Origin of the sequence: Paenibacillus sp. NPDC057934 (genome assembly GCF_042887565.1) — a bacterium.
Taxonomy (GTDB): domain Bacteria; phylum Bacillota; class Bacilli; order Paenibacillales; family Paenibacillaceae; genus Paenibacillus_AQ.
In genome coordinates this window covers 414,194-435,921 of sequence record NZ_JBHVPB010000005.1, presented here as the reverse complement: position 1 = coordinate 435,921, position 21,728 = coordinate 414,194, and the positions used below count along the sequence as shown (strand labels likewise).

Genomic DNA, 21,728 nt, shown 5'->3' with positions numbered 1-21,728 from the left:
AGGAGCTCCCGAAGGAACTCCTAGATTACAGTTGCAGAAACCACACTGTCTGCCCATGCGAATGCCGGGAAGTTCAAAGCCACACCAGCAGTACGAATGCGGATCGGGTTCTTCGTCACATCTCGGAACACGTAAATGCCCATGTCTCCCGTTTGCTCTGCTTCGATCTCGGCAATCATTTCCTCAGTGGTTTTAGCCCACAGATAGTTACCAAGTGGACCATCAGGCAACAGGATAAAACGGTTCTCCGGCACCATTCGCACAGTAGTAAATGCCAGCTTGCCACCAGTCAATGCACGATCCTCAGTACGAGCCTGAGTGTCGTAGGCGACTAAGGTTGGGAATTCCATCTCCTCAAAAACAGAATCCAGTTGAGCCTTGGTCAGCTGCGGAGGCTGTGCCTCACCGGTCGGATTGCCGTGGTAATGCCGCCGGATTCCAAGGTTACGACGCAAATAAGTAATGATCTTCTGAGAAGTCATCGCGCGGCGCAACCGAATACCCTTGGCTCTCCATAAATCAACCCAAAGCTGAATGTCATCCAGCGGCGTGGAGTGAACAAAATCACTCCACAGGTCAGACCCCGTTAGAACAGGCTTTTGCTCAGCGGTATAGCCGTAGTCAACATCAACCTTGACATTACCCTCGTTATAAATGACCTTCCCGCTCCATACGGCTGTAAGTGCCGTCCATTCGCGCCGCGCTCGGATAGCATCCACAGTGAACTGTGCATCGTTGAACTGCCGATTACGAAGTTGATTAACCTCTTCGGAACGCAGACCGTAACTTTGTGATGCCTGAAGAGCCATACGCACAAGCCGCTCGTCCATATAGCGACCGAGCTGAATTTTTGGAATCTCAATACGGCTACCCTTCATGCCTTCACGGGATGCATATTCAACTTCCGTCCCGAGTTCGGCAATCTTCGCCATCACTGGCAGTCTTGCGGACTCTTCTTGGATAACGTCTACCGTCAGCTCAGCTACTTCACGAGGCGGGAAGAGAATAGGGCTGATATATTCATTAGATGTTTCAAGATTGCGTGAATAGACCAGCAGGTCATCTCCAGACAATGCCTCTTCCAGCGTCAGGTCAATAGGATCACCAGCAGCAAAATGCTGGAGATCAAGTTTGAAGCGACTTTTTTTCTGCATAAGTTTCATATTTAATTTCAGTCCTTTCTGAATATAGGTATTATTCAAAAACAATGTGCGGCATTTTACCACGCAGTGCAGCATCAACGGTGACTGGTACACGCGCTGCGATGATCTTCGCAACCTCATAACCACCGACAACATGATCACCGTCTTTTACATTGACAGAGCGCTTGAGAATTACGCTCGGATTCTCGCTACCGTCTGTACCAGCTGGCTTGTAAGGCACCCACTTTCCAGTTGCAGTCAGCTTCGCCATCGGCATGCCTTTCTTAATGATCTTGTCTCCATTCGTATCTGCAGTAATAGCAGCCGAATCAATGGTGATACCGTTTGTCACCTCACGGATGACCTCGAACGATGCCAGGATTTCATATTCATCCTGGACTGTAAATCGTGGTTTTGGTTGAAGTCTCATGAACTATTCCCTCCTTATTTTTTGGCCCACGGATCGTGAGCTGTTGTACCCCCGACAGCGCCACGACTTTGAGCCAGCTTTACGATTTCTTCACGTCGCTTCTTCTTGTCATCAGCCGTGTTGCCAGAGATATTGGCACCAAACGTCCCACCACCTTGCTTAGACTTCAGCAAGTGAGGCTTCTTCTTGGCCAACTCCTCCAGCGCTTCCTTGACTCCGGTCAGATTACCTTTGTCATCTTCTTTAGCAGCAGTTAGATCAGCGAGCGCGAAAGCATCCTCCCAATCGGCAAACCCGAGTTCGTTCGCCAGAACCTTCACCTCGGCAGTAAGCAGGCGCTGAAAGGTCTTCTCGTTCTGTGCCTTCTCGCGCTCTTTCAAGCGTTCATCCAGTAGCTTCTCGACATCAATAGGATCAGTTGTTTTGTCATTCGGCTTCGGCTCTGGTTTCTTTAAAGCAGCTTGCATCGCTTCCACGGAATCATAGCCAAGTTCCTTAGCCAACGCCTTCTGCGCAGCCTTCTCAGCTCGGCCCAACCGGGATTGAACAGCAGCATCGAGTTCGGCCTGGGTGAAGGTCTTATCCTTCGGGGGATCAGCAGGCGGGTCTGCTGGTGGATCGGCTGGCGGGTCTGCTGCAAAGAACTGCAAATCCAAAGGGAACCGGAATGCTTTTTTAGCGATATATTCTTTCATGATATTGACCTCCTGTTTAAGTCCGGGTGGACTGCCTGCCGCAGCTTTTATAACGTCATCACGGCGTTTTGGACAAAAGAAAAAGCCGCCTATTCAGCGACTGCTTCATACGTTGCTTCGAAAATGTTAGGCTTACATGGGTAAATCTCCTCTGCCACTCCCATGATGATGTAGTCGCCGCGCTGCGCTTTCATAACTCCTTCAAGCGTTTTAATGCACATTACTACTTCAGGAGTACCGAAGTTTTCAAACCAAACTTCCCCAGTAACTACAGCCTCATTAATCCAAATTGGATCCTCTACCTGTGTTTTGTCACCTGTCCACTTGAACGCATTAATAACCACAGGCTTTTTTACGATATTTCACGATTATCACTCCCTCATCTTTTGAAGAACGTCATCCTTGCCACATTCCAAGAGACCAAGCGCTTCAATACTTTGTATTTGACTCCAAGTCGTCTGGATCGTGCCGTCAGCCAACTTCACAACAGCGACGAACGCCTCTATTCGTCCCTGCTCGGCTGCCTGCACCAGACTCTCGGCGCAAACCAGTGGCGTTACCTTTCCAGAACGACGATCGCGCCGCTCCTTAATCTCATCCACTAGGCTCACCCGCCTTCTTGATCTCAATGTTCACTTGTCGATAAAGCTCCTGCAGCTCCGCATACTTCGCTGTCCCTCGCACCTTATGGCTAGCGAACTGCTTAAGATCAGGTGTATCATCCGGCAACACCGCCTTATACCTAATCCACTGCTTACGAGTGGCATTCTTCCGCGACTTCTCCCGCTGAATCTCGTTGTACCTTTTCATGTTGGCTTCGGTACGATTATCCTCAAAAGGACGATTGCTGTCCTTAATGGTCTGCTCAACTTCTTCAGCAGACGTATATTCCTCTATCCAGACAGACATCGAGTGAACGCAATGGCTATGATAAGGCGGTCGCAGATCAAGCTTCGGAAATCTCTTATCATTACCACTAATAGAATAGACACGGCCCTGATACTTGGCACACAGCGAACAGGTGATACCAACATAATTGATATACACCAGGTCTCGCCCGTTCTGCACAGCCATGTTTTCGGTACCCGTGACGTGAGCCTTACGCTGATGGTATTGCACAACCCCAACCATGTACTTATCAGCTGGAATACGTGCTTCGTTCTTCGTAATTATGCCGGTAATTCCTTGCTTATTAACCTGAGCCACAGCGTTCTGTGTAGCTTGTCGCCGGCTGACCCCCTGAATAAGCGACTGCTCATTCGCAATGCGGACAGCATCCTCAATGCGCTGCTTGGCATCACGGCTCATGTGCTCCGTTGCTTCAAGTATGGAATAAAAGGCCTCGTCTGAAATCGCCTGTGCCGCTCCCTGATGGACGATCGCTTTAACGGTAACATCTAGTGCTTCCCTCACAATCCCGGCTGCAACAATCTGTTCAACAGCCACGGCTGCCCCGCTCCGGTACTCAGCACCAATCAGATCGGCCAATCCTTTCCCAGCGTCACCAGTTAACTCTGCAACGATCAAATCTACCTGCCGCATCAATTCCTGCTTACGGCGATTAGATAGGTTACCATCCTGCAGCTGAGTAACCAGATCCAAGAGCCTGAACCCAGCTATTTCGAACAGCGCAATCAATTCTTCAGTAGTGGCCATCCTACACCGTTACCCGGGGCGGTTGTACATAGGTTGGGTTCAGTGAATCAACTGCCTTCTCATCCTGAATCTTCTGAATCTCGGCTTCAATGGCTTTCTCTGACCAGTCCGGATGCAGCTTACGCACCGTGGTTTCAAGCGACTGTACTCCATCGGTGTATTTCTTGCTTTCTTCCGAATCCTTTTCAGATTCTGCTTTTGGTAGCATGTCACCCCATTCAATGACAGGGTTAACAGGCTTTAGGTCAGCACTACCGAGCGCATTTTCCAGCACCATGCACTTCCGGATCGCGTCCTTAACGGCGACATCGAACTTTCCCTTGATCGCATCGGCCTTGATGACCGACTGAATCCAGAGGTACAGCAGAGCGATTCCAGTATCTCCCTTGGCATTCTCCATTCCCGCGGCCTGGATAGAAGTCTTAGAAACGGCCAGCATGTACCGGATCAACCGATTGACGTGCTCAAAGGACTGCTCCGTCTTGGCATCCCACACAATGTACTGAGGAACGGCTCCAGTCTTCTCGTCAAAGGATACAACTTCAAGATCAGCCCCGCGTACAAACCGAGCGCCGTAATCACGTTGGTTCTGGTTGGCCACCGTATCCCATAGCGCCCGAGGAATAGCAAGCTTCGGCTTACCATGCTTGTCAAATACGATAGAATCTCGTGTGATCGTCCAGTTGATCTCCTCCTGAATGGTGTCGATATTTCGCAATGCTGAACGGCCCCGGGGGTGCAGCAGGGTTTCATCGTTGACTACGAAACCGCAGAGCAGTTCAGTTACGTCCTTCAGGGTTTCATCATCCGGTATCTCGATCTCATAGGAAGCAGCATACTGCTGGGTATCCATCTGATCACTAACTGCATCGCCGTCCATCTTAAATACCATCTGCTGGATAGCGAGGCCTTCATCACTAAGAAGCTGCCGCTCCACCCTTAGAAACTTCAGCTTACCGCCCTTGCCGTCGTCCCACTCCTCGACCCAAGCCAGGTCAGCACCGTTTCCATCTTCGTGAGGGAAGTAACGATCGCCGAGCAGCCATTCGAACCAGACCTTGCCATTGGCACTTCTCCGGATCCGGTAAGCAATTAGACCATCGACCTGATGTTGCGTGACCGCAGCCCATATCTTGTCATTTGGTTTTGAAGCAGTGACCACACCGGAAACAAACTCCAGCTCTGGACCCGCCTCCACATCAGCCGAGACATTGCCCAGCGCTCGGTTAATGAGATCAGCTGGCACTTCGGCAACAAGAGAAGCGAAGTTAACAACGATATACTGATGCTCACTGGTGACCTTGATGTCTGCTGATCTACCGCGCCTATGCAGCCCGGGACGAGAACGCCTGATTACCCGCTCCGTAGTCTGGATGCTGCGAGCCCTTGGAAAGATCAGATCATGATCTCCGCTATAGAGTAGCCTGTAATAGAGCATGTCCTCGACTTCGGTGTCATATGGAGGTGGCGGGAATCGCTTCTTGCTGTAGATGATAGTCACGGGTTTGTCCTCCTTTCCGGGTAATTAATAGGCTGATCATTTGCTTTCCACTTTCAAAGATTGTGCAGATACATTGCCTTTACTGTCGATAACGAATGACCCTACTTTGATGCCTTTATTCAAAGTACTCACCTTCTCTTTACCAGCCCGAAGGCCGTTGATTAGCATATAGCAACTCCGGCCGTCTCAGCGGTTCAGCCGAATAGCGAAGCGCAGCCATCGCATCATCGAACACATTGACTGGTTCATCCAGGTACAAGCCCGTCTTCTTATCCTTGCGCCATGACCACTGCTGTATCTCCTTAATGGTGTTGACGCAATCGGTATGAATGTGAATCTTACGCTGCTTCAGATAATCGATCTGTGCCTGCACGCTGCCGGGCTCTTTGATGACGGCAGTCGCGTTGTAGCCGGCATTCTGCCACATCTGGATCCGATCCGGTTCCGCTGAATCGCAATACATGGCCAGATACTTGCTTAGGCCCTTTCGGTCCGCGATCTCAATGATCTGGTCCGTCGGCAGCTCGTGTACATAGATTTCGTCGCACACAAAAAACTCACCGTCTTTGACACCGACCGTGAGAATGGCATTAGCATGGTTAAAGCCAAAGTCCTGAGCATGGTGCATAGAATCGAACATCTCGAAAGAAGTATCGAAGTCATGCACAATGAAGTTCTTGAATATCAAGCCACCGAGCTCGCCCCAGTTTCCCTCGCCGTATACCGCGTATCCTTCCGGGTCTTCTTCCTTCCGGCGCTCCATCCGTCGGAAATAGGCCGGGTCGATGAAGCGGTTGGTGCGATATGTGGAATGATGCGCCAGCACATCGGAACTCTCACGGTCGAAGTACTTCCGCTTGATCCAGTGCTGTGCCGATACTGGGTTAAAGGTGAACGTGATCTGATAATAGAGATTCGGATTCAACAGCAGGCCGCGTAGGCGGTCATCCAGGATGTCGACGTCTGATTCCTGAAGCTCCGTTGCTTCCTCTACCCAGATCCAAACGAGCTTTCCGTGAACGAAGTTGATGGACTTGACCTTCTCACGGTCCCGCACATCATTCATCCCGCGGAATATGACTTCATTTCCGGTCACTCGGCTGCGGATCGTCAGCGGCGAACGAAGGATTTCCCAATACTCCTCGGCCCGGTCGCCATAAATCCGATTGATTGCACCGACCAACTCCGCATATGTACTGTTCCGGTTAGTCTCGTTTACCTTCCGGACGCACAGCAGATTCGCGCCAGCATACTTCGGGTCGCCCAGCTTCAGAATGTAGTCCTGCGCGATGTTGACAGATTTTCCAGAGCCCGCGCTACCACGGAGTGCCCTATAACGTCGACGAGTGCGGTTTACATCACGGAAATGGCGGTTGAACTGGACTTTTACGGCTGCTGCAGTCATGATGCATCATCCTCAGGGGTATCATCATCCCCGTAATCAACGACGATATGCAGCGGCTCTTTGCCTGCTGTACCCTTCTTCACCTTCTCGGCTTCAGCCGTTGCCTTATCAACGTCAGCCTGGGTCTTCTTGATGTTAAGCTCCATCTGTTCCAACTTCAGGCGGCGCTCGTCGTCTTCATTAGAGAGTTCCACGAACTGCTTGATCAAACCTTGTAGAGTCGTCATCGCCCGGGATTGAGCTGTCAGGAAGGTGGCCTGGCGATCCCAAGAGAATTGAAATTCATACTCCTCTTCGGTTACGACCTGTTCGAAAGAAGACTTCTCCTTAGTACTTGTGTCAACGACAGTGTACTTACTCTTCTTCAACTCCTTGATCATCTCGCCTTTGTCTTGAACGAACATGATCTGCTGAGCTGAAATGATAGCCGTGTACTGAATCATAATCTGATCCCAAAGCATATCGATCGGTGAACGCTCTGCAATCTGTTCCATAATCTCCAGCGTGCGCTCAGGAAAGAACTTGCGAAAGAAGCCATGTGTCACTGCCTTGTCATTGCGGAACGGTCCGCCATGGCCGCCGCGGTTGCCCTTAGCGTTTTGGTTTCCCGGAGGAGCACCGCCTCGGTTGCCGACGGCGTTCTTGTTACCTTTGGGCGCACCACGATTAGTAACGTTACCTTTCGAATCATTGGTAACGTTACTTTTCAATTCGGCAGCCCATTTATCTTGGGACTTCCACTTACGGACCTGTGTTTCTCCAATAGAAAGGGCGGCGGCGATGTCCACCAACTTCATGGTACCGCCGCTTTCCAACCACATCCGTCTAGCCTTGTCCCGCTCGGGACTGCGTTCTCTCGCCATGTTACATGTCACCACCCCCGGAGATTGATGTATAATTTAGGAAACAGAAGGAGGTTGCCTATGAGTAAATATTTTCGTCTTGAAGATTATTTGAAACATCAGATTGAGGTACAAATGTCATACTCTGAGATCGAGAAGGTTCTCGGAGATAAGCTACCTGAATCTTCTTACACCGATCGAACTTGGTGGGCCAATACCCTGCATCCCAGCCGAACCCAAGCCCACTCTTGGTTAAATGCCGGTTGGAAGATTAAGTCCGTAGATCTTGGAAACAGCGTAATTTTTGTGCGAAACGAAGCCGAATAATACATATCTTAGGAGGAGCTAAAGTGAGCCATGAAATTAAAATTGACTCATCCAATCAAAAGTATATAGAAGTAGAGACGGTCAATGGCGTCGAAAGCCTAAGAGTGACTTTTGTTGAAGATGGTTTTACAGGAAAGCCCTGCCTTCGATTTAATATTCGACCACACGGGAAGCACCTTAGACCAGGTCCAGAATTTGAAATTGACTATGCACCAGATCTTCTTTCAGCAATCACTCAATTGCTAATGGATGCAAAATGATAGCACGGTCCCCTACTTATACCGCGGGGGACTTTTATGTTATGTCGGTTTCGCTGTAGGGTCAGGCTGTAATCCGTCAGTACGCTGCGTGGCTCGTGCCGTCCTGCTCTTCTCTAGACTTATCCTCACAAACAAACGTCTGACTAAACAATGGCTTGAATCGACTCACAGAAGGCCATTTATAGGCATGAAAAAAGCACCCGTGGGGGTGCCATGTTAATCTCACTTAAACTTCCGAACCAGTATCTCTTTTAACACTTCGGCGACATCTCTCTTATCTTCAGATATTTCCGAATTAGAAGGGCCTGAATAAAGACGTTGCGAGTATTCAACATCTGATTCATTAATCTGTTCTGTCTTACCATTAATGGTAACAGACCAAACCAATGGATGCTCACTAATGAGATCAAAATCAACCGCTCGTATACTTGGTTCATTTTTTAGTTCTTGCAAAAGAGCATATAATGGTTTGTGAATTTCCATTCTTCGCGCGTCAATAGATGCGAATTTATCTGAAATCTCTTTTTTCCAATCCGACATATAATCACCTCCCTCGACATCATAATTCGACGTCTAGGAAGATTTTCCCTTCTGACATTTCACCCTGGAACAAAACTGTGCTGATTGCTCCCATCGTCCCCATATACAGCCTTTACACTTCATTGGCTGCTGAGGAAGTCCTTTTAACCGCTGCTGCTGTTGTTTCTTCTTCAAAAGCAATTCCTCCAAACAAAAAAGCCGCCCAATAATGAGCGACCTTGGAATATGTATATAGTTACTTTGTGCTAGAAGCCGGACCAGATCATGGCGTCCGCAAAGCGTCCGCAGCAAATGCGCTACGCTCTTTGCTTAAAATCTTTACCTCCCAGGTTACAAAGGAGAACAAAACCATTTTACTAATCTGGAGAAATCGGAGTCAAAACCACTGGACCCGATCAAAGCAATTACGCCCCTATAAATCATAGATTCTCTACTATTTTCTCACTTATTTGATAATCCGGCACTTACTCAGGCGGCCGGCAACCTCCACGATCCGAACTTTAACCGCTGTGGTCACGGCTCTAGGGGGACAAGGGAATGACAAACCCTCTCAAGAACGGAGTATAAAGAAAAGCGAGAGGAGGTACGCCTCGGTTAATGCTGCATCACTGCAGCCGTGCGTGTCACTCTCGCCTGATTTCCACATTACCAATATAGCACGGTAAAATACCCATGTGATCGTCAACATTCCCCGTTTTGTCCTCATCTTGTCGTCAGTTTCTCTTCAAAATTTCGTCGAAGAAGCCCATCTGATTCAAAGAATTGGCAACCATCTTAATGCCTTTTTCAATATAACGGTCCACTGTACTAGCAGCAGTACCCCGACGCGTGAAAAGTATCGTTTCCTTGCGGCTATGCCCCTGGATAAAGCGAACTCGGATCACTTCCTTCACGTCCGGATCTCGTATTAGGTTATATGCCCTAAAGATCATGAACGTATAAACGCGGTACCGCTCATACATCCACTTCTGCTTCTCATTCAAAATAACTGCATTGGCTGTCTTATCAGCATGCAAATCATCCACGCTTAACCGACGAGCAGATTCTCCATCCACGGCAACCTGAGCCATATCGGCTTCGTTCCCCTCAAAATCAGCAATGAACAGGATCATGTCCCTATATCGTTCGAGGTAGAACTCGGTCTGTGCAATCTCCTCCTCTGATGCTTCTGCAAACAATTCCCCTTGTTCGTATGCCATCGCCATTCCCCTCATTCCCCTTTGTCATGTTATAATGTCAAGAGGAATGTTTTACCGCTAAGGACCCCCGCCCCGACCAAGGATATGGGGGTCTTTGCATGTCTACTACCATTCCCCACCACGGCGGGAATAATGGCTGCTGCCCTGATGTTGCTGTGGAGCCGTAATACTTGTGTTAGTCTTTGGCTTGACTGGAGCTTTATCCGCTCCGATACGTCGTAAATGCTCAGCTAGCTGCTCTGGCGTCCACTCAACATTAGTTACTTTGGTATAGTCTACTGTCATGACTTTCCCCTCTCTGCAACTCTTTTTACAAAACGTAATTGCTGTTCAATATAAGGATCATCATCTTTACCACCCATAGCCAGCCAATCTCCAATCCTTCCATTGACATCTTGCAGAACTGATAGGGGCAATAGATGCGTTAAACTAACAATTTCTTGTAGTGGGTTTGTCATGGTTTGCTGCTCCCTTCCTCAGCCATACGCCGTTTCATTTCAAGGCTGTATTGCTTTTTAATAAAAACGACATGCCGATCGGTCTTAACGTTAGGAAGCCTGTCTTTCAGATATTCCGGTCCAACGTGGCTTATAGATTCCGGCGGACCAAAGAAGGTCCATTCACACCGTAGCCCCTTGCCGTCAGTAAAGGCGAAGGTGAGAGCTCTCTCTTCGTTAGGTGTTTTCCACATCTCAAATTTGAGTCTTCCCACCTGTCTTCTCCCCTTCCTTATTTCCTAAAACCTTTAGAAGCGAATTTCTGCGAGCTTTATAGTGGAACTCCCAATCGAATCCTTCTCCAAAGACAGCCGGCGGCACTTCAACAATATGTCTTGCCTTAGCAATGGTCTGCCGAGCCTCTTCCAGAGCAGCCAGCACTGGAGAGTGAAATTCCATAATCATGTCCGCCAATTCTCCAACAAAATCACCGTCTATTTCCACGAAGTCATCCAATGTCATTGTTCCATACCCGAATGCTTCTTTAACTCTGGTCAGAATGTAGATGTATGTTCCGTCACACCCATTGAATCCTAAGTGATCAAAAAGCTTTGATTCAATCTGCTGTTTGATCTCTGCGATCCGCTCCGGTGTTAAAACTTTTTCTTCGCTCATGGCTGTACCTCCCAATTCCAGAGTCCTTGCTGTCCCTTGGCTGGGATCGGCTCCGGTAACTGCTTAACATCTGTCAGTTCCCAGGCGTAACGGCCTTCTTCGTACCACCCAAAGGCGTACTCTTTTGTATCGATAACAGCATCTACCTTGCCGGTATCATTTATTACATATGCAGAGCTATTGTTCTCACTAACATCAGTTATCCGATAGACCTCTGCTAGATTCACAATGGCGAGTACACCACCGGTAGGCAGATTATCAGCCGTGAATCCGTGTCGCTCCAATGCTGCGCGGATCTCCGGCTCTTGGCAGGCTTCCCGGTCTACCTTTTTTCCGGCGTGGATCGCCAACTCTCCACGGTACTTTGTCGCCCAACTCCGTGTTTCAAAACCCTTTTCGCCGACCGCTATAAGCGTGGCCCATGGCTGTATTATGGTTATGGATTTCATGGCTGTACCTCCTTTAGTTCTTCGCCCCAGTGGCCGTTGCGCTTGAGTATCTCAATCACTTCATCTGCATATGGCTCGTCAGTGTTGATCATGATGTATGTGTTCTCCTTCTTTCCGGCCGCCTGTCTCTGCTTATGAATTTCATTCAAAATGTACCGGAATAAATTCCTGTTACCTTGGTCTAGATTCTCAACATCCTCTTTTTTGGCGATAAAAAACTTGTGATCCATACCCTGCAGGTTTTCCATCCGTTATCCTCTCCTTATAACTCTGTAATGTCGCTTAACGACCAGTCAGAATAGAATCGATATTTCCGAACTGCAGATACCGTGAACACATCGCCATCTGGCCGTGCTCCGAAATATGGACTTGGGCGGATCGTCTTTACTACTGCCAACACGTATTTTTCTTCTTCCTCGTTAGATTTGTCCTCCAGGATAATAACTTCTGCCTTCCAACCACTGTCACGGAATATTGCTTTTTTCATCGTAGGCCTCCCTTATGGGGCTATGCCCCTTAGAATAATTGCTGCTGTATAGCCGCTGTCCGCCGTTCTGCAATCTCTACATACTGCGGACCCATTTCGATAATAGTGCATTCCCGGTTGTTTTCCAGCGCGACCTTGCGGGTAGTGCCACTACCTCCGAAGGGATCAAGCACATGACCGCCGGGCGGAGCTCCGGCAAGGATGCAGGGTTTTATCAGCCATTCCGGAAAGGTTGCAAAATGTGCTTCAGAGAAAGATGCTGTCGGCCCCGACCATACAGACCGCTTATTCCTCATCTTTGGAGGAATAAAAGCTCTATCTTCCTCTCTTAACGCTGCATTTAATGGATTTCGGATAATTCCTTTTGAGCCCCGCACTGAGAAAACAGCCTTCATAGTCCCGTTAGATTTGCCCCCCCCGTTTGCCCGCCGGCTGCCCTGCTGACCCTCGAGATCCTGAGATAACCGTGCGATGCTGGAATTGGCCAATTTCTCCATAATCGAATCCTTGTCGTAGTAATAACGCTCTGACTTGGTAAGCAGAAAGAAATACTCATGTGCCTTGGTCGGCCGGTCTGTCACACTCTCCGGCATTGGGTTGGTTTTGCTCCAGACGTTATCCATCCGGAGATACCAGCCATCTGCCTGGAGAGCGAAGGCTACTCGCCACGGAATACCGATCAGGTCCTTGGGCTTCAGTCCCTGTGGAATGACCTTTTTCATTGATTTCATTCCACCCAGGTTGCGTTCGCCTATAGTCGGATCCCCCATCCCCGATATCCCTGCCTTTGCGTAGCTGTCCCCATAATTGAGCCAAAGCGTACCGTCCGGCCTCAGCATCCTCCACACTTCCCGGAACACTGCCACGCTATGGGCAACAAATATTTCTGGCGTCGGCTCCAGCCCCAGGCATCCCGTCCATGCCGGTACAGTTACCGGCGGCAACCCGGGCATTGGCGTGTATGTTGTCTCCGGCCACTCAGTAGGTGGTATTCCATAATCCCGCAGGCCCCAGTAAGGCGGGCTAGTCACGCATGTGTGAAAGCTCTCGGCGGGAAGCTGCGGCATGATTTGCATGTTGTCGCCTTGTAGGATCATAAATTATTCTCCTTCCAAAAAAAATCGCATCAATTTGGACCCATAAAGCGATAGTTAGTGTGAACAACGGTAAATCAATATTTTTCTTGGTCTTATTTAAGAAATCTATTAATTTCTCGTATAAAGAAACCAAGCCAAAATGGCAAATAAAAATCCCGGAGGTTACCTCAAATGAATCAATCAAACAATCTTTCTCGCCGCTACTTCTATGCCTTTATCATGGAGTTCCCGGAATACACCGATCTGTATATTGAATGGCTTATCGCTAAGCTATTAATTGCAGATGACCCAAAACTTGAGCATAAATTAGCTCATAAGTTACATTCGCTTATGCTACTGAACGGGTGGGGTTAAAATGAACTTCCCCTTTCCTCGTCCACCACCTTGACGCCTAAGGCGGCTGTCCTAACGGTACTGGTACAGGTGGTCCGGTCTATCAGTGCCATTAATGCGGTAGACCGGATGAGCTAAGGCCCTAGCGGTGCAAGCACAATCGGCGTCATCTACCTTACACCGCAAGTGGAATGATTGTCCTATAGAGTCCTTTCTATAGAAGCCAACTCAACAGCAAATCGAGAATGAACATTGCCACGCTAAACTGGGAAAGCACCCGGATAGGACTCGAAAGTTTCTCTTCCCGTATTGTGCCGATGATATTTCCCTGATCGTCTCTGAAGCGAATGACTGTTTTCATGGGATTAACTCTCCTTCTTCTTGGCAGCTTCCTGCTCAGTCAGCCAGTCGCAGTATCGTTGGCAATCATCCATGTCTTTAAAGAATGTGCTCCACTTATTCAATTTCTCGTATTCCAAACCAGGAACATAAAGTTGATCTAAGTGGGTGCTGGATTCATAGCTCGCATAATCATCATCTTCATCTTTTTTAGGTACGGACTTGTACCAAGCGGTCATCTTGTCACTTCCGCGCCGATCAATCCTGAATTCACAGCAAATCATTTCCTTCGGAATGTAAATGGTATCTGACACATCACATTCACACGGTTCATAAGCGTCTTTCCCAGATGGAGTCTTATAGTTAATACGCCGATTTTCATCGCATTTATTGCACTTTGGCACTTTGACATATTCGTAATTTGCTCTAAAAAGGGAAACGCCGAATGATTCGAGAAGTGTAGACAGTCGTATCCGACGAGCATCCATCTGGGCCTGACTCATTTTCTGTTCAAGCTCCCGCTCCTTCGCCCGATAATCCTGCTGGATTTTCTCGAAATCGCGTTTAACTCCTTGAAGTTCAGCATTCTCTTTCTGCAGCCGCTCGATCTCTGTTTTGTGCTCATCTTTGATAGCGTTCATTAGAGATTCCTTCAGAACATCGATCTGCTCTTCGAACTCGCTCGGTTCCCGGTAAAATTCATGATCATATTCGTGATAACTCATTTGGGATACACCTTCCTAATCTTTTGATTCATCTTGCTCCAGCGTTGGGTTCTACTGTTCGGTATCTTCGTACTGCACATTAACTAATCTTGATTCCTACATGATCCTCCAGACTGATTGGCTCTTTTCCCTTCATGAACATGGTGTGTCCAATCTGTTTCTCCAGCTCAACATACCTGCGGTATAAATCAGGGTTGCAGATTGCTCCGTGCCTTAAATCGTTGACGCTGCCCATGATGCAAAACACGCATGATAATCGCTGGTTGCCGTCCGCGTAGGCCCAAAACGGCTCTTGTCCAGCGTCAGCGATGTACTGGAATACCTCGGCCGTTGTCCAATTGAAAATCGGCATCCAGTCCCATACATCCCGGTGCCCACAGCTTTCGGCCTTGTTGAAACGAAATGGCTCTTTCTTGGCCCGCGCGGTTGATTCCTCTGCTCTTATGCCCATGCAGTTCACAGCGAACCGCAAGCCACGGTCTTTGAGGTACTGGCGAATAAATTTGAAAATTGGTCCTCTCTTAAGATCGCTAGTGCATTGACGATGTTTTGCCGATGGCCACATCCCCCGTTGCTCAACCATACCTAACAGTGTTTTGTTAGCTCGCACAACATTTAAACCGTGTTTGATTGTTGCCCAGATATGATCCTGTACACCCTGCCATTCAACTTCGCCTAGATCGGCATGTACAACAACGATCTGGTGATCAGGTACAACGGTGCGAAGATACGCATACATTGCCTGGCTATCCTTGCCACCGGAATGAGAACAGAAGAAGATTGCCCCCGCCTCTATCAAGTCTCTTATTTCATGTGGTAAGTTCATCCCTTTCCCCTTCCTTCTGATGCGCCATATGCGTCGACGGCACATCAGAATCAGCCGCTGTCTCCTGCCAATGAACTGGATGCGTGCCGCTATCTCTGAGAACCATCTTCAGTTCCTTAAAAGAAGCAGCACGCCAGTTCAAGACAGCTTTCTAATCCCAGAAAGGAAGATCCTTAACACGGACCCGCAGACCATTAAGTGAGAGTTCTGGTTTAACAACGATGTAATAATCAACGCCATTGTGTTCCACACTGGAGTAAATCCAGCGATCATCTCCGTCAGGATCACTGTACAAGAATTCAATTGACGATCCAGAAGTGTAATAAACTCTCTCATTTCCATACCGCCCATCTGACAGTTTACTAATTGTTCCTTCTGAAGAGATGCGTGCTGAAACCTGGCGGATATACCGCCGTGCTTTATCCAGATCTTCACCGACTCTGTAAAACATGTTCCGCAGATACAGTTCTTCCGGTTCTTCGCTGCTATAGATGGCATCGTTCTCCGCATCATGAATCAATTTCGATACGCGCTTCAGCTGTGGCTCCAAGTTGGCCAACGCCGCCTTAATTTGTTCCTTCATATATATCCCTCCCGTTATATCTCTCAGCAGTAATCCCGCGGACCTGCACCGCACTCAGCTCAGCCAGCTCTGCCGAGTGTTGGTAAAATGCTTCAAGATCCTGATTATCCAGCGCTTGGTCAACCTGTTGCTGCAACTGCTCGATCCGGTATTTACGGACTGCCCTCTCCCAAACCATTTGAATGTAAGTGTCCAAGGCAAGTGCATATAGAATGGAGAATCGCACGCCGGTCACCTCCTTGTAAGAGAAGAAGCAGCTTACGCTGCCCCTCCCCCGTCCTTCATTTTCTTTGCTGCCAACTTACGGTAAGTGTTGTACCTTGCAGAAAGTTGTCCACTGGTCATGCCATTCTCGTTAGCTATCTCACGCCAAACCTTGTTTTCCTTGAGTCGCTTCTCCAGCAAATCTGGGAAAGGAACTGGCTGGCCGTTATACTCGACTTCAGCGAAGATCGGTCGATTAGCAAGAATGAAGGCATCGAGCTGTTCCTTATCAACTTCTTCAGATTCCTCTTGGTCTGCTGACAGTTGGCCTTCACCGGTTGGAGATTCACCCGCAGGCTGGCCGCCTTCTGCTTCCCACTCTGGCGTGAAACCATCGCCATTGCCGTCTTGCGCAGATTTGCTGCCCTCCGATTGTCCTTTGATACCGTCCACCTCACCAGCACTTCCTTCCTCAGATGCTGGTTCCGGCTCCGCTGCTGCGGAAGGGGCTACACCCTGACTTTCCATCCACTCATGCCATGCTGCTGCGGAAGGGGCTACACGCTTGCGGTATTCATCAATCTTCTCAACGATTTTCCCGCTGCTGATCCCGAGCTCGGAAGCGAGCTTCATGTATGTCTCACCGTTAGCCAGCCTCTGAGAGAAGGAAACGAAGTCATAGTCCAGATCCTCATAGGTCGGCGCCAGGCCAGACTGAATGAACTCCTCGATAATGGCCAATTCAATCTCAGCCGGCTGTTGCTTGATCTCGATCTTCTCCTTTGGCAGCCCGAGGTCCATGGAAAGCTGTTCCCCTTCTGGTTTCACCTCGGAGACAACACCGTTATCCACCCGATAGGTCTTGATCGGTTTCTCCGTGCGGGCATTAATCTCGATGTTGTAATTAACAACAGCGGAATCAAGGGATGCCGTCACTTTATCCCCGATCATTTCATGCAGCCATTCAATCTTTCCGCGAAGTTCTTCACCAGCCACAGTCAGCAAAATGTTTACATCACCGTCAGCCTTAAGATCTACCTTCTTGACTAAACCTTTAAAATCGAGATATCCCACAATTCCCCATTCCCTTCAAGTTTGGATTAAGATAATTCCTTGATCTTCACTTCAATGCGCGGTCGGTTGCTGTACCGCTTCCGTACAAAAGCATCGACCACCTGGCTATCATCCTTCCAGATGATGCCCTTTAGAGCATCCTTGACGCCCTTCAAGTAGTTGTCAGCATCCGGCTTAGTGACAGGAAGGATCTCTCCGCGCTCAGCTGCTGCTGCCTTCTTTTGACTAAAGCTCTTAGGTGTAGAACGATAAGCAGTAACCACAATTCCAAGAGGACCGTCGAGCAAAGCAGCCGGTGCAAACTCCCTCGCAGCCAATCGGACATAGTCTTTATAGTCCCGCGACTTTGCCGGATCATAGGCCCTTGGGAATCCTCCAGCAGTGCTAAATTTAGGCCTTCCCTGAGCGACGGGTTCCCCATAAACGGTGAATTGGATCACTTTGCTTCCCTCCCCGCTGCTTTGGTGGCATCATCGCTGTATCCAACACATACACCATGCCGACCATTGCCCCAGTCTCGTCTTTCACCGCAAAGTAATTCCGTTGCTGGAAGAATGGGTCGATCGCTTTACGCTTCTTTGTAGGCATTGTGATCAACTCCTCCCCTATGGTTCCCCATCACCAGATCAAACTCGGCGATACCTTCGTCCACCTGTTCCGGATCCAGATCAGCAAACTCTACCAACAGAACCGATCGCTCTGGAACAAGTCCCGTATTCTGATAGTGAGTAACCATGAAGTGATGCACATGCCAGTAATTCCAGGCACTCATGATACAGCTCTCCGAATCGTCCGCGCCTTTCCAGAGTACCGATTAATCAGTACTAATTGGGTGTGCGTATCACGCTCAACCAGCCAGTTATCCATAACTAAGCCTGCCGCTTTAATTTCTTGCTTCTGCCGACGTGTCGGCCGCTTCCCCTGCTTCATCGCAATTCCCCTTTCTTAAGCCCATTTGCGTTTATCCATGTCATCTGGAGGCGCTGCAGCATCATGCTGCGAACGCTCGTAGTTAACGAATTTATTGAATTGTTTCAGGAACACTAACTCCACCGTGCCCACTGGGCCGTTTCTCTGCTTCGAGATGATGATCTCGATGATGTTCTTCTTTTCGGTATCCTGATTGTAGTAATCATCACGGTACAAGAAGGCGACGATATCAGCATCCTGCTCAATGGAACCGGACTCCCGAAGGTCACTCATCATTGGCCGTTTGTCCTGACGTTGTTCTACACCCCGACTGAGCTGTGACAGTGCAATTACCGGCACTTCAAGTTCCCGCGCAAGCTGCTTCAACGTCCGGCTGATCTGAGATACCTCTTCCTGCCGGCTCACTCCCCGCTGCCCTCTACCCTGAATGAGCTGCAGGTAGTCGATGACAATCATGCCCAAACCTTTATCCTTCTTGAGCCTACGGCACTTGGAACGGATCTCGTTGACGGTGATGCCAGGAGTATCGTCGATGTAGATGTCTGCTTCGGCCAGATACCCCATAGCCTCGGACATCCTCTGCCAGTCATCTCCTTCGAAGTGACCGGTCCGCATCCGGCTGGCATCGATATTACCTTCAGCACAGACCATGCGCTGCACGAGCTGAGCGTTGGACATCTCAAGACTGAATACAGCGACGGTTTCCTTAGCCCTCACCGCAACATTCTGAGCAATGTTCAGAGCAAATGCCGTCTTCCCCACTGAAGGCCGGGCAGCAACGATGATCAGATCATTGCGCTGGAATCCGGACGTCATCTTGTCGAGATCATCAAACCCAGATCGGATTCCGGTGATCCCTCGTGACGTTTCCCGCACGCTATATCGCTGTTCGGCATCTTCCCAGACCTGCATCAGCACGTCCTTCATGGTGGCAAACTCCCGAACTGGAACCGACTGATCGGATAACTTCGAAACAGCGTGTTCCGCCATCGAGATGAAGCCCTTCACGTCCTGTTCCTCGCCAGCATTTTGCAAGAGGTCCATTGCAGTGTCTATGGCCTGGCGTCGGAGAAACATTTCCTGTACCCGCTCGGCATAATAACCGGCGTTCGCAACGGTCGGAACAGCTCCAGCCATCCGTGCCAGATAACTGACTCCACCCACTTTTTCAAGCTCTTCACTGTCCTTGAGGTGTGAGGTTAAGCTGACCATATCGATTGGCAGTTCAGCATCATTGAGCTTGCGCATTGCCCGAAATATGCGGGCGTGGCTTTTGTCACTGAATTCCCCGCCTTGAAGGATGTCAGCCACGGCATCGTAAGCTGTCTGATCCAGAAGTGCTGCACCGAGTACCGCCTGCTCCGCCTCCAAATCAATCGGAGACTGAATGCCCATCTGCTCAAGCATCTCTTCACGATTAAGCATTTGCTTCACCTCTGATTTTCCGCCTTACATCATCCCAATAACCTGCAGGTGGCGGCTTACTCTCCGTACTCCATGTATCAAGGTTTTCGAAATGCTGAGTCGTCGCTGCCTTCATGCGCTCCCGCTCAATTTGCTCTCCCAGTCGGCCCCGGATCTGCGAGATTTTCGGAGGGAAATCACTGGTCATGATATGTTGGCGGACATTGGAATAAGCAACATCATAGGGAATATCTTTGAGCATCCCCAGATCTTCCTCCACCGCCTGCAGGCTGGCGTCGAAATTTGCATAGCGCTTCTTGATTTCCTTGTAGAGCTTAGCGACTTCCAGCTTGTTCACGGGCTTCCTCCTCTCTGATAAAGCGGTCCAGATCATCAATTTCCTGCTGTTGCCTTGTCTTCTTAGTTTGTTGGCCTAGCGCTTCTCCCGGGGCGACTCCATCCATCGGTGGGTTGGTAGTTTGGGAGTTACGCCAGGCTTCGTTTATTGCCTTGTCGTAATAAAAAAAGCTTGTTGGGTACTCAAAATCATTACCTTCTCTTTCGCGCTTGGCCTGTAGCAGGCTCTCCATAGTTGAGATGGTAAAGGGTACCGGCATCCCCCCGGCGACCATCCGACCCATGGCATCGCGCTCTTTTGGTTTAACATGGAAGTCTAGCTTGCGATTCAATTTGCAATAAGCGTTTAAAATAGCGATCATTCCGTTTGCCTCAGGATCAACCTCTGGCTCAATCCAATCACTGCCCGCGGCAGTAGTAGGAGTAGTAGTAATAAGATCTTTTAATACAGTGTCGGGAAAGTGGTCCAATTTTCGGACAGGTTCGCCGACAACTTGGTTAAAGTGGTCCGGATTTTGGACCACTTTTTCGGATACTTCAGAAAAGCTGTCCGGTTTTCGGACCACTTCTCCGACAACAATTAGATCAAAACGTACCTGATAATCTCCTTTCGAACTCCCCCGCGGTGGGGGAGAGTAGCCGATTAACCCGGCTTTGACGAGTTTACTTCGATGTGTATTTAACGTATCCCGGCTCTTAATTCCGGTCTGAAGTGTAAGCTCTGTGTTCGTCATCTGGAATGCCTGCCTCCAGCCTAGCTTGCTGGATTTACGCCATAAGGCAACCATGATTGCTATTCCTTCGGGACCGTATTCCTCTGGCCCGCCTATCGCTTCATACTGGTTAAGGAGGCCGGCCATTGTTGGTTCTCTGGCTGACTCCGTCATGCACTCCCCCCTCCCGCAGCAGCCATTATTTATTGCTTGCTCTATCGTCCTGAATGTAAATGTGCGGGTACTTCGCCCGGATCACTGTAAAGCCAGGATGTCCGCGAGCAAAGTACTCTTTAACCCTCATCTTGAACGCCTCTGGGTCAGTGGATCTCAGCTCCCAAATATGATCTGCGATCATGCTGGTCCAAATCCGTTCTCCCATTGGGCCGTTCATCGATCTGCTACCCTAACCAATGCGCCTGTTGTCTCCTGTATCTCCCGTTTGAACCGATCAGCATCGCTGTTGCCATCCGACAAGTGCAGAAGCCAAATCTCTTCGACATTCCGGGTATCATTGGCTTTCAAGAAGTCTTTCACATGCTCCAGTCCGAAGTGCGAACGCAGTAACCGCTTCTTCTGGGCAGGATGTAGATGGCCAGAAGCAACACGCTCATTGACGATATCCAGTGAGTAATTGCACTCCACCATGATGTGAGTAAGATCTCGAAAGCGATGTCGGCAGTAGTAGGTATCAGTAAGGAAGACCAACTTATCACCTGCAGTATTGGCTAGCAGGAAGCCCAACGGCTCCTCAACGTCGTGCTGGATATCAAACGGCATAATCGTCCAGGTACCAATCGTGAATTGCTTCATCGCCTTAATCACCTTCAGGCGATGACCTGAAAGACCTCTGGCAGCTGCCGTACCTGCACTGGTGTAAATGTTGATGCCTGCTCGCATGATGTCAGGAGCAGCCTTGCTATGATCCAAGTGCTCGTGAGTGATCAGGCAGCCGGCAATGTCCGTCATGCGGAAGTTAAGAGCCCGTTGAATAGACTTATAAGGAAAACCAGCTTCCAGCAGAAGCACGGTGTAGCCATCAGAAATTCTGTAGGCATTACCGGCGCTGCTGGAGCCGAGGCATTGGATGTCGATCAT

38 protein-coding genes are annotated in these 21,728 nt (G+C 49.2%); 3 read left to right on the top strand and 35 right to left on the bottom strand.

Annotated elements, in window-relative coordinates:
• Positions 1-20 precede the first annotated feature (20 nt).
• From ACFVRY_RS14455 to terS, 9 genes are all read right to left on the bottom strand, one after another.
• On the bottom strand, positions 21-1,154 hold the full coding sequence (locus ACFVRY_RS14455; RefSeq protein ID WP_387500874.1) for a major capsid protein: 1,134 nt from the start codon (positions 1,152-1,154) through the stop codon (positions 21-23).
• 40 nt (positions 1,155-1,194) lie between these two features.
• The gene (locus ACFVRY_RS14450) at positions 1,195-1,572 is read right to left on the bottom strand and encodes a head decoration protein (RefSeq protein WP_387500873.1); all 378 of its coding nucleotides are present in this window, start codon (positions 1,570-1,572) and stop codon (positions 1,195-1,197) included.
• A gap of 14 nt (positions 1,573-1,586) precedes the next feature.
• The gene (locus ACFVRY_RS14445) at positions 1,587-2,267 is read right to left on the bottom strand and encodes a scaffolding protein (protein ID WP_387500872.1); all 681 of its coding nucleotides are present in this window, start codon (positions 2,265-2,267) and stop codon (positions 1,587-1,589) included.
• 89 nt (positions 2,268-2,356) lie between these two features.
• A complete protein-coding gene (locus ACFVRY_RS14440) occupies positions 2,357-2,611 on the bottom strand; it encodes a hypothetical protein (RefSeq protein ID WP_483875150.1) in 255 nt (84 codons plus the stop codon).
• 27 nt (positions 2,612-2,638) lie between these two features.
• Positions 2,639-2,869: a hypothetical protein gene (locus ACFVRY_RS14435; protein WP_387500871.1), complete on the bottom strand. Its 231-nt coding sequence runs from the start codon at positions 2,867-2,869 to the stop codon at positions 2,639-2,641.
• Positions 2,862-3,923, bottom strand: coding sequence for a phage minor capsid protein (locus tag ACFVRY_RS14430; RefSeq protein ID WP_387500870.1), 1,062 nt, complete (start codon positions 3,921-3,923; stop codon positions 2,862-2,864). The genes ACFVRY_RS14435 and ACFVRY_RS14430 overlap by 8 nt, the downstream gene beginning before the upstream one ends.
• 1 nt (position 3,924) lies before the next feature.
• Positions 3,925-5,424, bottom strand: a complete 1,500-nt coding sequence (locus tag ACFVRY_RS14425) for a hypothetical protein (RefSeq protein WP_387500869.1) — start codon at positions 5,422-5,424, stop codon at positions 3,925-3,927.
• 139 nt (positions 5,425-5,563) lie between these two features.
• Positions 5,564-6,829, bottom strand: coding sequence for a PBSX family phage terminase large subunit (locus ACFVRY_RS14420; protein ID WP_387500868.1), 1,266 nt, complete (start codon positions 6,827-6,829; stop codon positions 5,564-5,566).
• Complete coding sequence (gene terS / locus ACFVRY_RS14415; RefSeq protein WP_387500867.1) at positions 6,826-7,692, bottom strand: phage terminase small subunit; 867 nt, start codon at positions 7,690-7,692, stop codon at positions 6,826-6,828. Before terS ends, ACFVRY_RS14420 begins: the two co-directional genes overlap by 4 nt.
• A 60-nt stretch (positions 7,693-7,752) precedes the next feature.
• On the opposite strand from terS, the gene ACFVRY_RS14410 reads away from it, so the two are divergent.
• Together ACFVRY_RS14410 and ACFVRY_RS14405 are read left to right on the top strand one after the other, a co-directional pair.
• Positions 7,753-7,998, top strand: coding sequence for a DUF7662 domain-containing protein (locus ACFVRY_RS14410; protein ID WP_387500866.1), 246 nt, complete (start codon positions 7,753-7,755; stop codon positions 7,996-7,998).
• 23 nt (positions 7,999-8,021) lie between these two features.
• Positions 8,022-8,258, top strand: coding sequence for a hypothetical protein (locus ACFVRY_RS14405; RefSeq protein ID WP_387500865.1), 237 nt, complete (start codon positions 8,022-8,024; stop codon positions 8,256-8,258).
• 222 nt (positions 8,259-8,480) lie between these two features.
• Here ACFVRY_RS14405 and ACFVRY_RS14400 read toward each other — a convergent pair whose 3' ends face one another.
• The 10 genes from ACFVRY_RS14400 to ACFVRY_RS14355 form a co-directional block, all read right to left on the bottom strand.
• Entirely contained in the window at positions 8,481-8,798 is a 318-nt protein-coding gene (locus ACFVRY_RS14400; protein ID WP_387500864.1) for a hypothetical protein, read from the bottom strand.
• 713 nt (positions 8,799-9,511) lie between these two features.
• On the bottom strand, positions 9,512-9,997 hold the full coding sequence (locus ACFVRY_RS14395; protein WP_387500862.1) for a hypothetical protein: 486 nt from the start codon (positions 9,995-9,997) through the stop codon (positions 9,512-9,514).
• Positions 9,998-10,102: 105 nt separating this feature from the next.
• A complete protein-coding gene (locus tag ACFVRY_RS14390) occupies positions 10,103-10,282 on the bottom strand; it encodes a hypothetical protein (protein WP_387500861.1) in 180 nt (59 codons plus the stop codon).
• Entirely contained in the window at positions 10,279-10,455 is a 177-nt protein-coding gene (locus ACFVRY_RS14385) for a DUF6877 family protein (protein ID WP_387500860.1), read from the bottom strand. Before ACFVRY_RS14385 ends, ACFVRY_RS14390 begins: the two co-directional genes overlap by 4 nt.
• The gene (locus tag ACFVRY_RS14380; RefSeq protein WP_387500858.1) at positions 10,452-10,709 is read right to left on the bottom strand and encodes a hypothetical protein; all 258 of its coding nucleotides are present in this window, start codon (positions 10,707-10,709) and stop codon (positions 10,452-10,454) included. Before ACFVRY_RS14380 ends, ACFVRY_RS14385 begins: the two co-directional genes overlap by 4 nt.
• Positions 10,690-11,109, bottom strand: coding sequence for a hypothetical protein (locus ACFVRY_RS14375; RefSeq protein ID WP_387500857.1), 420 nt, complete (start codon positions 11,107-11,109; stop codon positions 10,690-10,692). Before ACFVRY_RS14375 ends, ACFVRY_RS14380 begins: the two co-directional genes overlap by 20 nt.
• Entirely contained in the window at positions 11,106-11,558 is a 453-nt protein-coding gene (locus tag ACFVRY_RS14370; protein ID WP_387500856.1) for an ASCH domain-containing protein, read from the bottom strand. The genes ACFVRY_RS14375 and ACFVRY_RS14370 overlap by 4 nt, the downstream gene beginning before the upstream one ends.
• Complete coding sequence (locus tag ACFVRY_RS14365; protein WP_387500855.1) at positions 11,555-11,806, bottom strand: hypothetical protein; 252 nt, start codon at positions 11,804-11,806, stop codon at positions 11,555-11,557. The genes ACFVRY_RS14370 and ACFVRY_RS14365 overlap by 4 nt, the downstream gene beginning before the upstream one ends.
• Positions 11,807-11,820: 14 nt before the next feature.
• A complete protein-coding gene (locus ACFVRY_RS14360) occupies positions 11,821-12,045 on the bottom strand; it encodes a hypothetical protein (RefSeq protein ID WP_387500854.1) in 225 nt (74 codons plus the stop codon).
• 29 nt (positions 12,046-12,074) lie between these two features.
• A complete protein-coding gene (locus ACFVRY_RS14355) occupies positions 12,075-13,142 on the bottom strand; it encodes a DNA-methyltransferase (protein ID WP_387500853.1) in 1,068 nt (355 codons plus the stop codon).
• Positions 13,143-13,313: 171 nt separating this feature from the next.
• Here ACFVRY_RS14355 and ACFVRY_RS14350 point away from each other — a divergent pair, with 171 nt between their 5' ends.
• Positions 13,314-13,496: a hypothetical protein gene (locus tag ACFVRY_RS14350; RefSeq protein WP_387500852.1), complete on the top strand. Its 183-nt coding sequence runs from the start codon at positions 13,314-13,316 to the stop codon at positions 13,494-13,496.
• A 193-nt stretch (positions 13,497-13,689) separates the two neighbouring features.
• Here the strand turns inward: ACFVRY_RS14350 and ACFVRY_RS14345 are convergent, their stop codons facing one another.
• The 16 genes from ACFVRY_RS14345 to ACFVRY_RS14270 all read right to left on the bottom strand — a co-directional run bounded on the left by ACFVRY_RS14345 (position 13,690) and on the right by ACFVRY_RS14270 (position 21,728).
• Entirely contained in the window at positions 13,690-13,836 is a 147-nt protein-coding gene (locus ACFVRY_RS14345; protein WP_387500851.1) for a hypothetical protein, read from the bottom strand.
• A gap of 4 nt (positions 13,837-13,840) precedes the next feature.
• Complete coding sequence (locus tag ACFVRY_RS14340) at positions 13,841-14,539, bottom strand: hypothetical protein (protein WP_387500849.1); 699 nt, start codon at positions 14,537-14,539, stop codon at positions 13,841-13,843.
• Between the two features lie 79 nt (positions 14,540-14,618).
• Positions 14,619-15,365: a phosphoadenosine phosphosulfate reductase domain-containing protein gene (locus ACFVRY_RS14335; protein ID WP_387500848.1), complete on the bottom strand. Its 747-nt coding sequence runs from the start codon at positions 15,363-15,365 to the stop codon at positions 14,619-14,621.
• Entirely contained in the window at positions 15,349-15,507 is a 159-nt protein-coding gene (locus ACFVRY_RS14330; protein WP_387500847.1) for a hypothetical protein, read from the bottom strand. The genes ACFVRY_RS14335 and ACFVRY_RS14330 overlap by 17 nt, the downstream gene beginning before the upstream one ends.
• A 9-nt stretch (positions 15,508-15,516) precedes the next feature.
• On the bottom strand, positions 15,517-15,948 hold the full coding sequence (locus ACFVRY_RS14325; protein WP_387500846.1) for a DUF5348 domain-containing protein: 432 nt from the start codon (positions 15,946-15,948) through the stop codon (positions 15,517-15,519).
• Positions 15,932-16,174: an IDEAL domain-containing protein gene (locus tag ACFVRY_RS14320; RefSeq protein ID WP_387500845.1), complete on the bottom strand. Its 243-nt coding sequence runs from the start codon at positions 16,172-16,174 to the stop codon at positions 15,932-15,934. The genes ACFVRY_RS14325 and ACFVRY_RS14320 overlap by 17 nt, the downstream gene beginning before the upstream one ends.
• Before the next feature lie 32 nt (positions 16,175-16,206).
• The gene (locus ACFVRY_RS14315; RefSeq protein WP_387500844.1) at positions 16,207-17,226 is read right to left on the bottom strand and encodes a hypothetical protein; all 1,020 of its coding nucleotides are present in this window, start codon (positions 17,224-17,226) and stop codon (positions 16,207-16,209) included.
• A 26-nt stretch (positions 17,227-17,252) separates the two neighbouring features.
• The gene (locus tag ACFVRY_RS14310) at positions 17,253-17,666 is read right to left on the bottom strand and encodes a RusA family crossover junction endodeoxyribonuclease (RefSeq protein WP_387500843.1); all 414 of its coding nucleotides are present in this window, start codon (positions 17,664-17,666) and stop codon (positions 17,253-17,255) included.
• Positions 17,617-17,814 (bottom strand): hypothetical protein, encoded by a 198-nt coding sequence (locus tag ACFVRY_RS14305; protein WP_387500842.1) that lies wholly within the window; start codon positions 17,812-17,814, stop codon positions 17,617-17,619. Before ACFVRY_RS14305 ends, ACFVRY_RS14310 begins: the two co-directional genes overlap by 50 nt.
• Positions 17,795-17,998, bottom strand: a complete 204-nt coding sequence (locus ACFVRY_RS14300) for a hypothetical protein (protein ID WP_387500841.1) — start codon at positions 17,996-17,998, stop codon at positions 17,795-17,797. The genes ACFVRY_RS14305 and ACFVRY_RS14300 overlap by 20 nt, the downstream gene beginning before the upstream one ends.
• A complete protein-coding gene (locus ACFVRY_RS14295) occupies positions 17,995-18,156 on the bottom strand; it encodes a DUF6906 family protein (protein WP_387427087.1) in 162 nt (53 codons plus the stop codon). Before ACFVRY_RS14295 ends, ACFVRY_RS14300 begins: the two co-directional genes overlap by 4 nt.
• Positions 18,157-18,171: 15 nt before the next feature.
• A complete protein-coding gene (dnaB, locus tag ACFVRY_RS14290; protein WP_387500977.1) occupies positions 18,172-19,581 on the bottom strand; it encodes a replicative DNA helicase in 1,410 nt (469 codons plus the stop codon).
• Positions 19,574-19,918, bottom strand: coding sequence for a hypothetical protein (locus ACFVRY_RS14285; RefSeq protein ID WP_387500840.1), 345 nt, complete (start codon positions 19,916-19,918; stop codon positions 19,574-19,576). Before ACFVRY_RS14285 ends, dnaB begins: the two co-directional genes overlap by 8 nt.
• Positions 19,896-20,804 carry a hypothetical protein gene (locus tag ACFVRY_RS14280; protein WP_387500839.1) on the bottom strand — a complete coding sequence of 303 codons (909 nt, stop codon included), beginning with the start codon at positions 20,802-20,804 and terminating at the stop codon, positions 19,896-19,898. The genes ACFVRY_RS14285 and ACFVRY_RS14280 overlap by 23 nt, the downstream gene beginning before the upstream one ends.
• Positions 20,805-20,829: 25 nt before the next feature.
• Complete coding sequence (locus ACFVRY_RS14275) at positions 20,830-21,024, bottom strand: hypothetical protein (protein WP_387500838.1); 195 nt, start codon at positions 21,022-21,024, stop codon at positions 20,830-20,832.
• Positions 21,021-21,728 carry an MBL fold metallo-hydrolase gene (locus ACFVRY_RS14270; protein ID WP_387500837.1) on the bottom strand — a complete coding sequence of 236 codons (708 nt, stop codon included), beginning with the start codon at positions 21,726-21,728 and terminating at the stop codon, positions 21,021-21,023. Before ACFVRY_RS14270 ends, ACFVRY_RS14275 begins: the two co-directional genes overlap by 4 nt.

Excerpts from the sequence above, each read along its gene's own strand:
- ACFVRY_RS14455 (WP_387500874.1), bottom strand. The coding sequence starts at position 1,154 with ATGCAGAAAAAAAGTCGCTTCAAACTTGATCTCCAGCATTTTGCTGCT.
- ACFVRY_RS14450 (WP_387500873.1), bottom strand. The coding sequence starts at position 1,572 with ATGAGACTTCAACCAAAACCACGATTTACAGTCCAGGATGAATATGAA.
- ACFVRY_RS14445 (WP_387500872.1), bottom strand. The coding sequence starts at position 2,267 with ATGAAAGAATATATCGCTAAAAAAGCATTCCGGTTCCCTTTGGATTTG.
- ACFVRY_RS14430 (WP_387500870.1), bottom strand. The coding sequence starts at position 3,923 with ATGGCCACTACTGAAGAATTGATTGCGCTGTTCGAAATAGCTGGGTTC.
- ACFVRY_RS14420 (WP_387500868.1), bottom strand. The coding sequence starts at position 6,829 with ATGACTGCAGCAGCCGTAAAAGTCCAGTTCAACCGCCATTTCCGTGAT.
- terS (WP_387500867.1), bottom strand. The coding sequence starts at position 7,692 with ATGGCGAGAGAACGCAGTCCCGAGCGGGACAAGGCTAGACGGATGTGG.
- ACFVRY_RS14410 (WP_387500866.1), top strand. The coding sequence starts at position 7,753 with ATGAGTAAATATTTTCGTCTTGAAGATTATTTGAAACATCAGATTGAG.
- ACFVRY_RS14400 (WP_387500864.1), bottom strand. The coding sequence starts at position 8,798 with ATGTCGGATTGGAAAAAAGAGATTTCAGATAAATTCGCATCTATTGAC.
- ACFVRY_RS14395 (WP_387500862.1), bottom strand. The coding sequence starts at position 9,997 with ATGGCATACGAACAAGGGGAATTGTTTGCAGAAGCATCAGAGGAGGAG.
- ACFVRY_RS14390 (WP_387500861.1), bottom strand. The coding sequence starts at position 10,282 with ATGACAGTAGACTATACCAAAGTAACTAATGTTGAGTGGACGCCAGAG.
- ACFVRY_RS14385 (WP_387500860.1), bottom strand. The coding sequence starts at position 10,455 with ATGACAAACCCACTACAAGAAATTGTTAGTTTAACGCATCTATTGCCC.
- ACFVRY_RS14375 (WP_387500857.1), bottom strand. The coding sequence starts at position 11,109 with ATGAGCGAAGAAAAAGTTTTAACACCGGAGCGGATCGCAGAGATCAAA.
- ACFVRY_RS14370 (WP_387500856.1), bottom strand. The coding sequence starts at position 11,558 with ATGAAATCCATAACCATAATACAGCCATGGGCCACGCTTATAGCGGTC.
- ACFVRY_RS14365 (WP_387500855.1), bottom strand. The coding sequence starts at position 11,806 with ATGGAAAACCTGCAGGGTATGGATCACAAGTTTTTTATCGCCAAAAAA.
- ACFVRY_RS14360 (WP_387500854.1), bottom strand. The coding sequence starts at position 12,045 with ATGAAAAAAGCAATATTCCGTGACAGTGGTTGGAAGGCAGAAGTTATT.
- ACFVRY_RS14355 (WP_387500853.1), bottom strand. The coding sequence starts at position 13,142 with ATGATCCTACAAGGCGACAACATGCAAATCATGCCGCAGCTTCCCGCC.
- ACFVRY_RS14350 (WP_387500852.1), top strand. The coding sequence starts at position 13,314 with ATGAATCAATCAAACAATCTTTCTCGCCGCTACTTCTATGCCTTTATC.
- ACFVRY_RS14345 (WP_387500851.1), bottom strand. The coding sequence starts at position 13,836 with ATGAAAACAGTCATTCGCTTCAGAGACGATCAGGGAAATATCATCGGC.
- ACFVRY_RS14340 (WP_387500849.1), bottom strand. The coding sequence starts at position 14,539 with ATGAGTTATCACGAATATGATCATGAATTTTACCGGGAACCGAGCGAG.
- ACFVRY_RS14335 (WP_387500848.1), bottom strand. The coding sequence starts at position 15,365 with ATGAACTTACCACATGAAATAAGAGACTTGATAGAGGCGGGGGCAATC.
- ACFVRY_RS14325 (WP_387500846.1), bottom strand. The coding sequence starts at position 15,948 with ATGAAGGAACAAATTAAGGCGGCGTTGGCCAACTTGGAGCCACAGCTG.
- ACFVRY_RS14305 (WP_387500842.1), bottom strand. The coding sequence starts at position 17,814 with ATGCCTACAAAGAAGCGTAAAGCGATCGACCCATTCTTCCAGCAACGG.
- ACFVRY_RS14300 (WP_387500841.1), bottom strand. The coding sequence starts at position 17,998 with ATGAGTGCCTGGAATTACTGGCATGTGCATCACTTCATGGTTACTCAC.
- ACFVRY_RS14295 (WP_387427087.1), bottom strand. The coding sequence starts at position 18,156 with ATGAAGCAGGGGAAGCGGCCGACACGTCGGCAGAAGCAAGAAATTAAA.
- dnaB (WP_387500977.1), bottom strand. The coding sequence starts at position 19,581 with ATGCTTAATCGTGAAGAGATGCTTGAGCAGATGGGCATTCAGTCTCCG.
- ACFVRY_RS14280 (WP_387500839.1), bottom strand. The coding sequence starts at position 20,804 with ATGACGGAGTCAGCCAGAGAACCAACAATGGCCGGCCTCCTTAACCAG.
- ACFVRY_RS14275 (WP_387500838.1), bottom strand. The coding sequence starts at position 21,024 with ATGAACGGCCCAATGGGAGAACGGATTTGGACCAGCATGATCGCAGAT.
- ACFVRY_RS14270 (WP_387500837.1), bottom strand. The coding sequence starts at position 21,728 with ATGATCGACATCCAATGCCTCGGCTCCAGCAGCGCCGGTAATGCCTAC.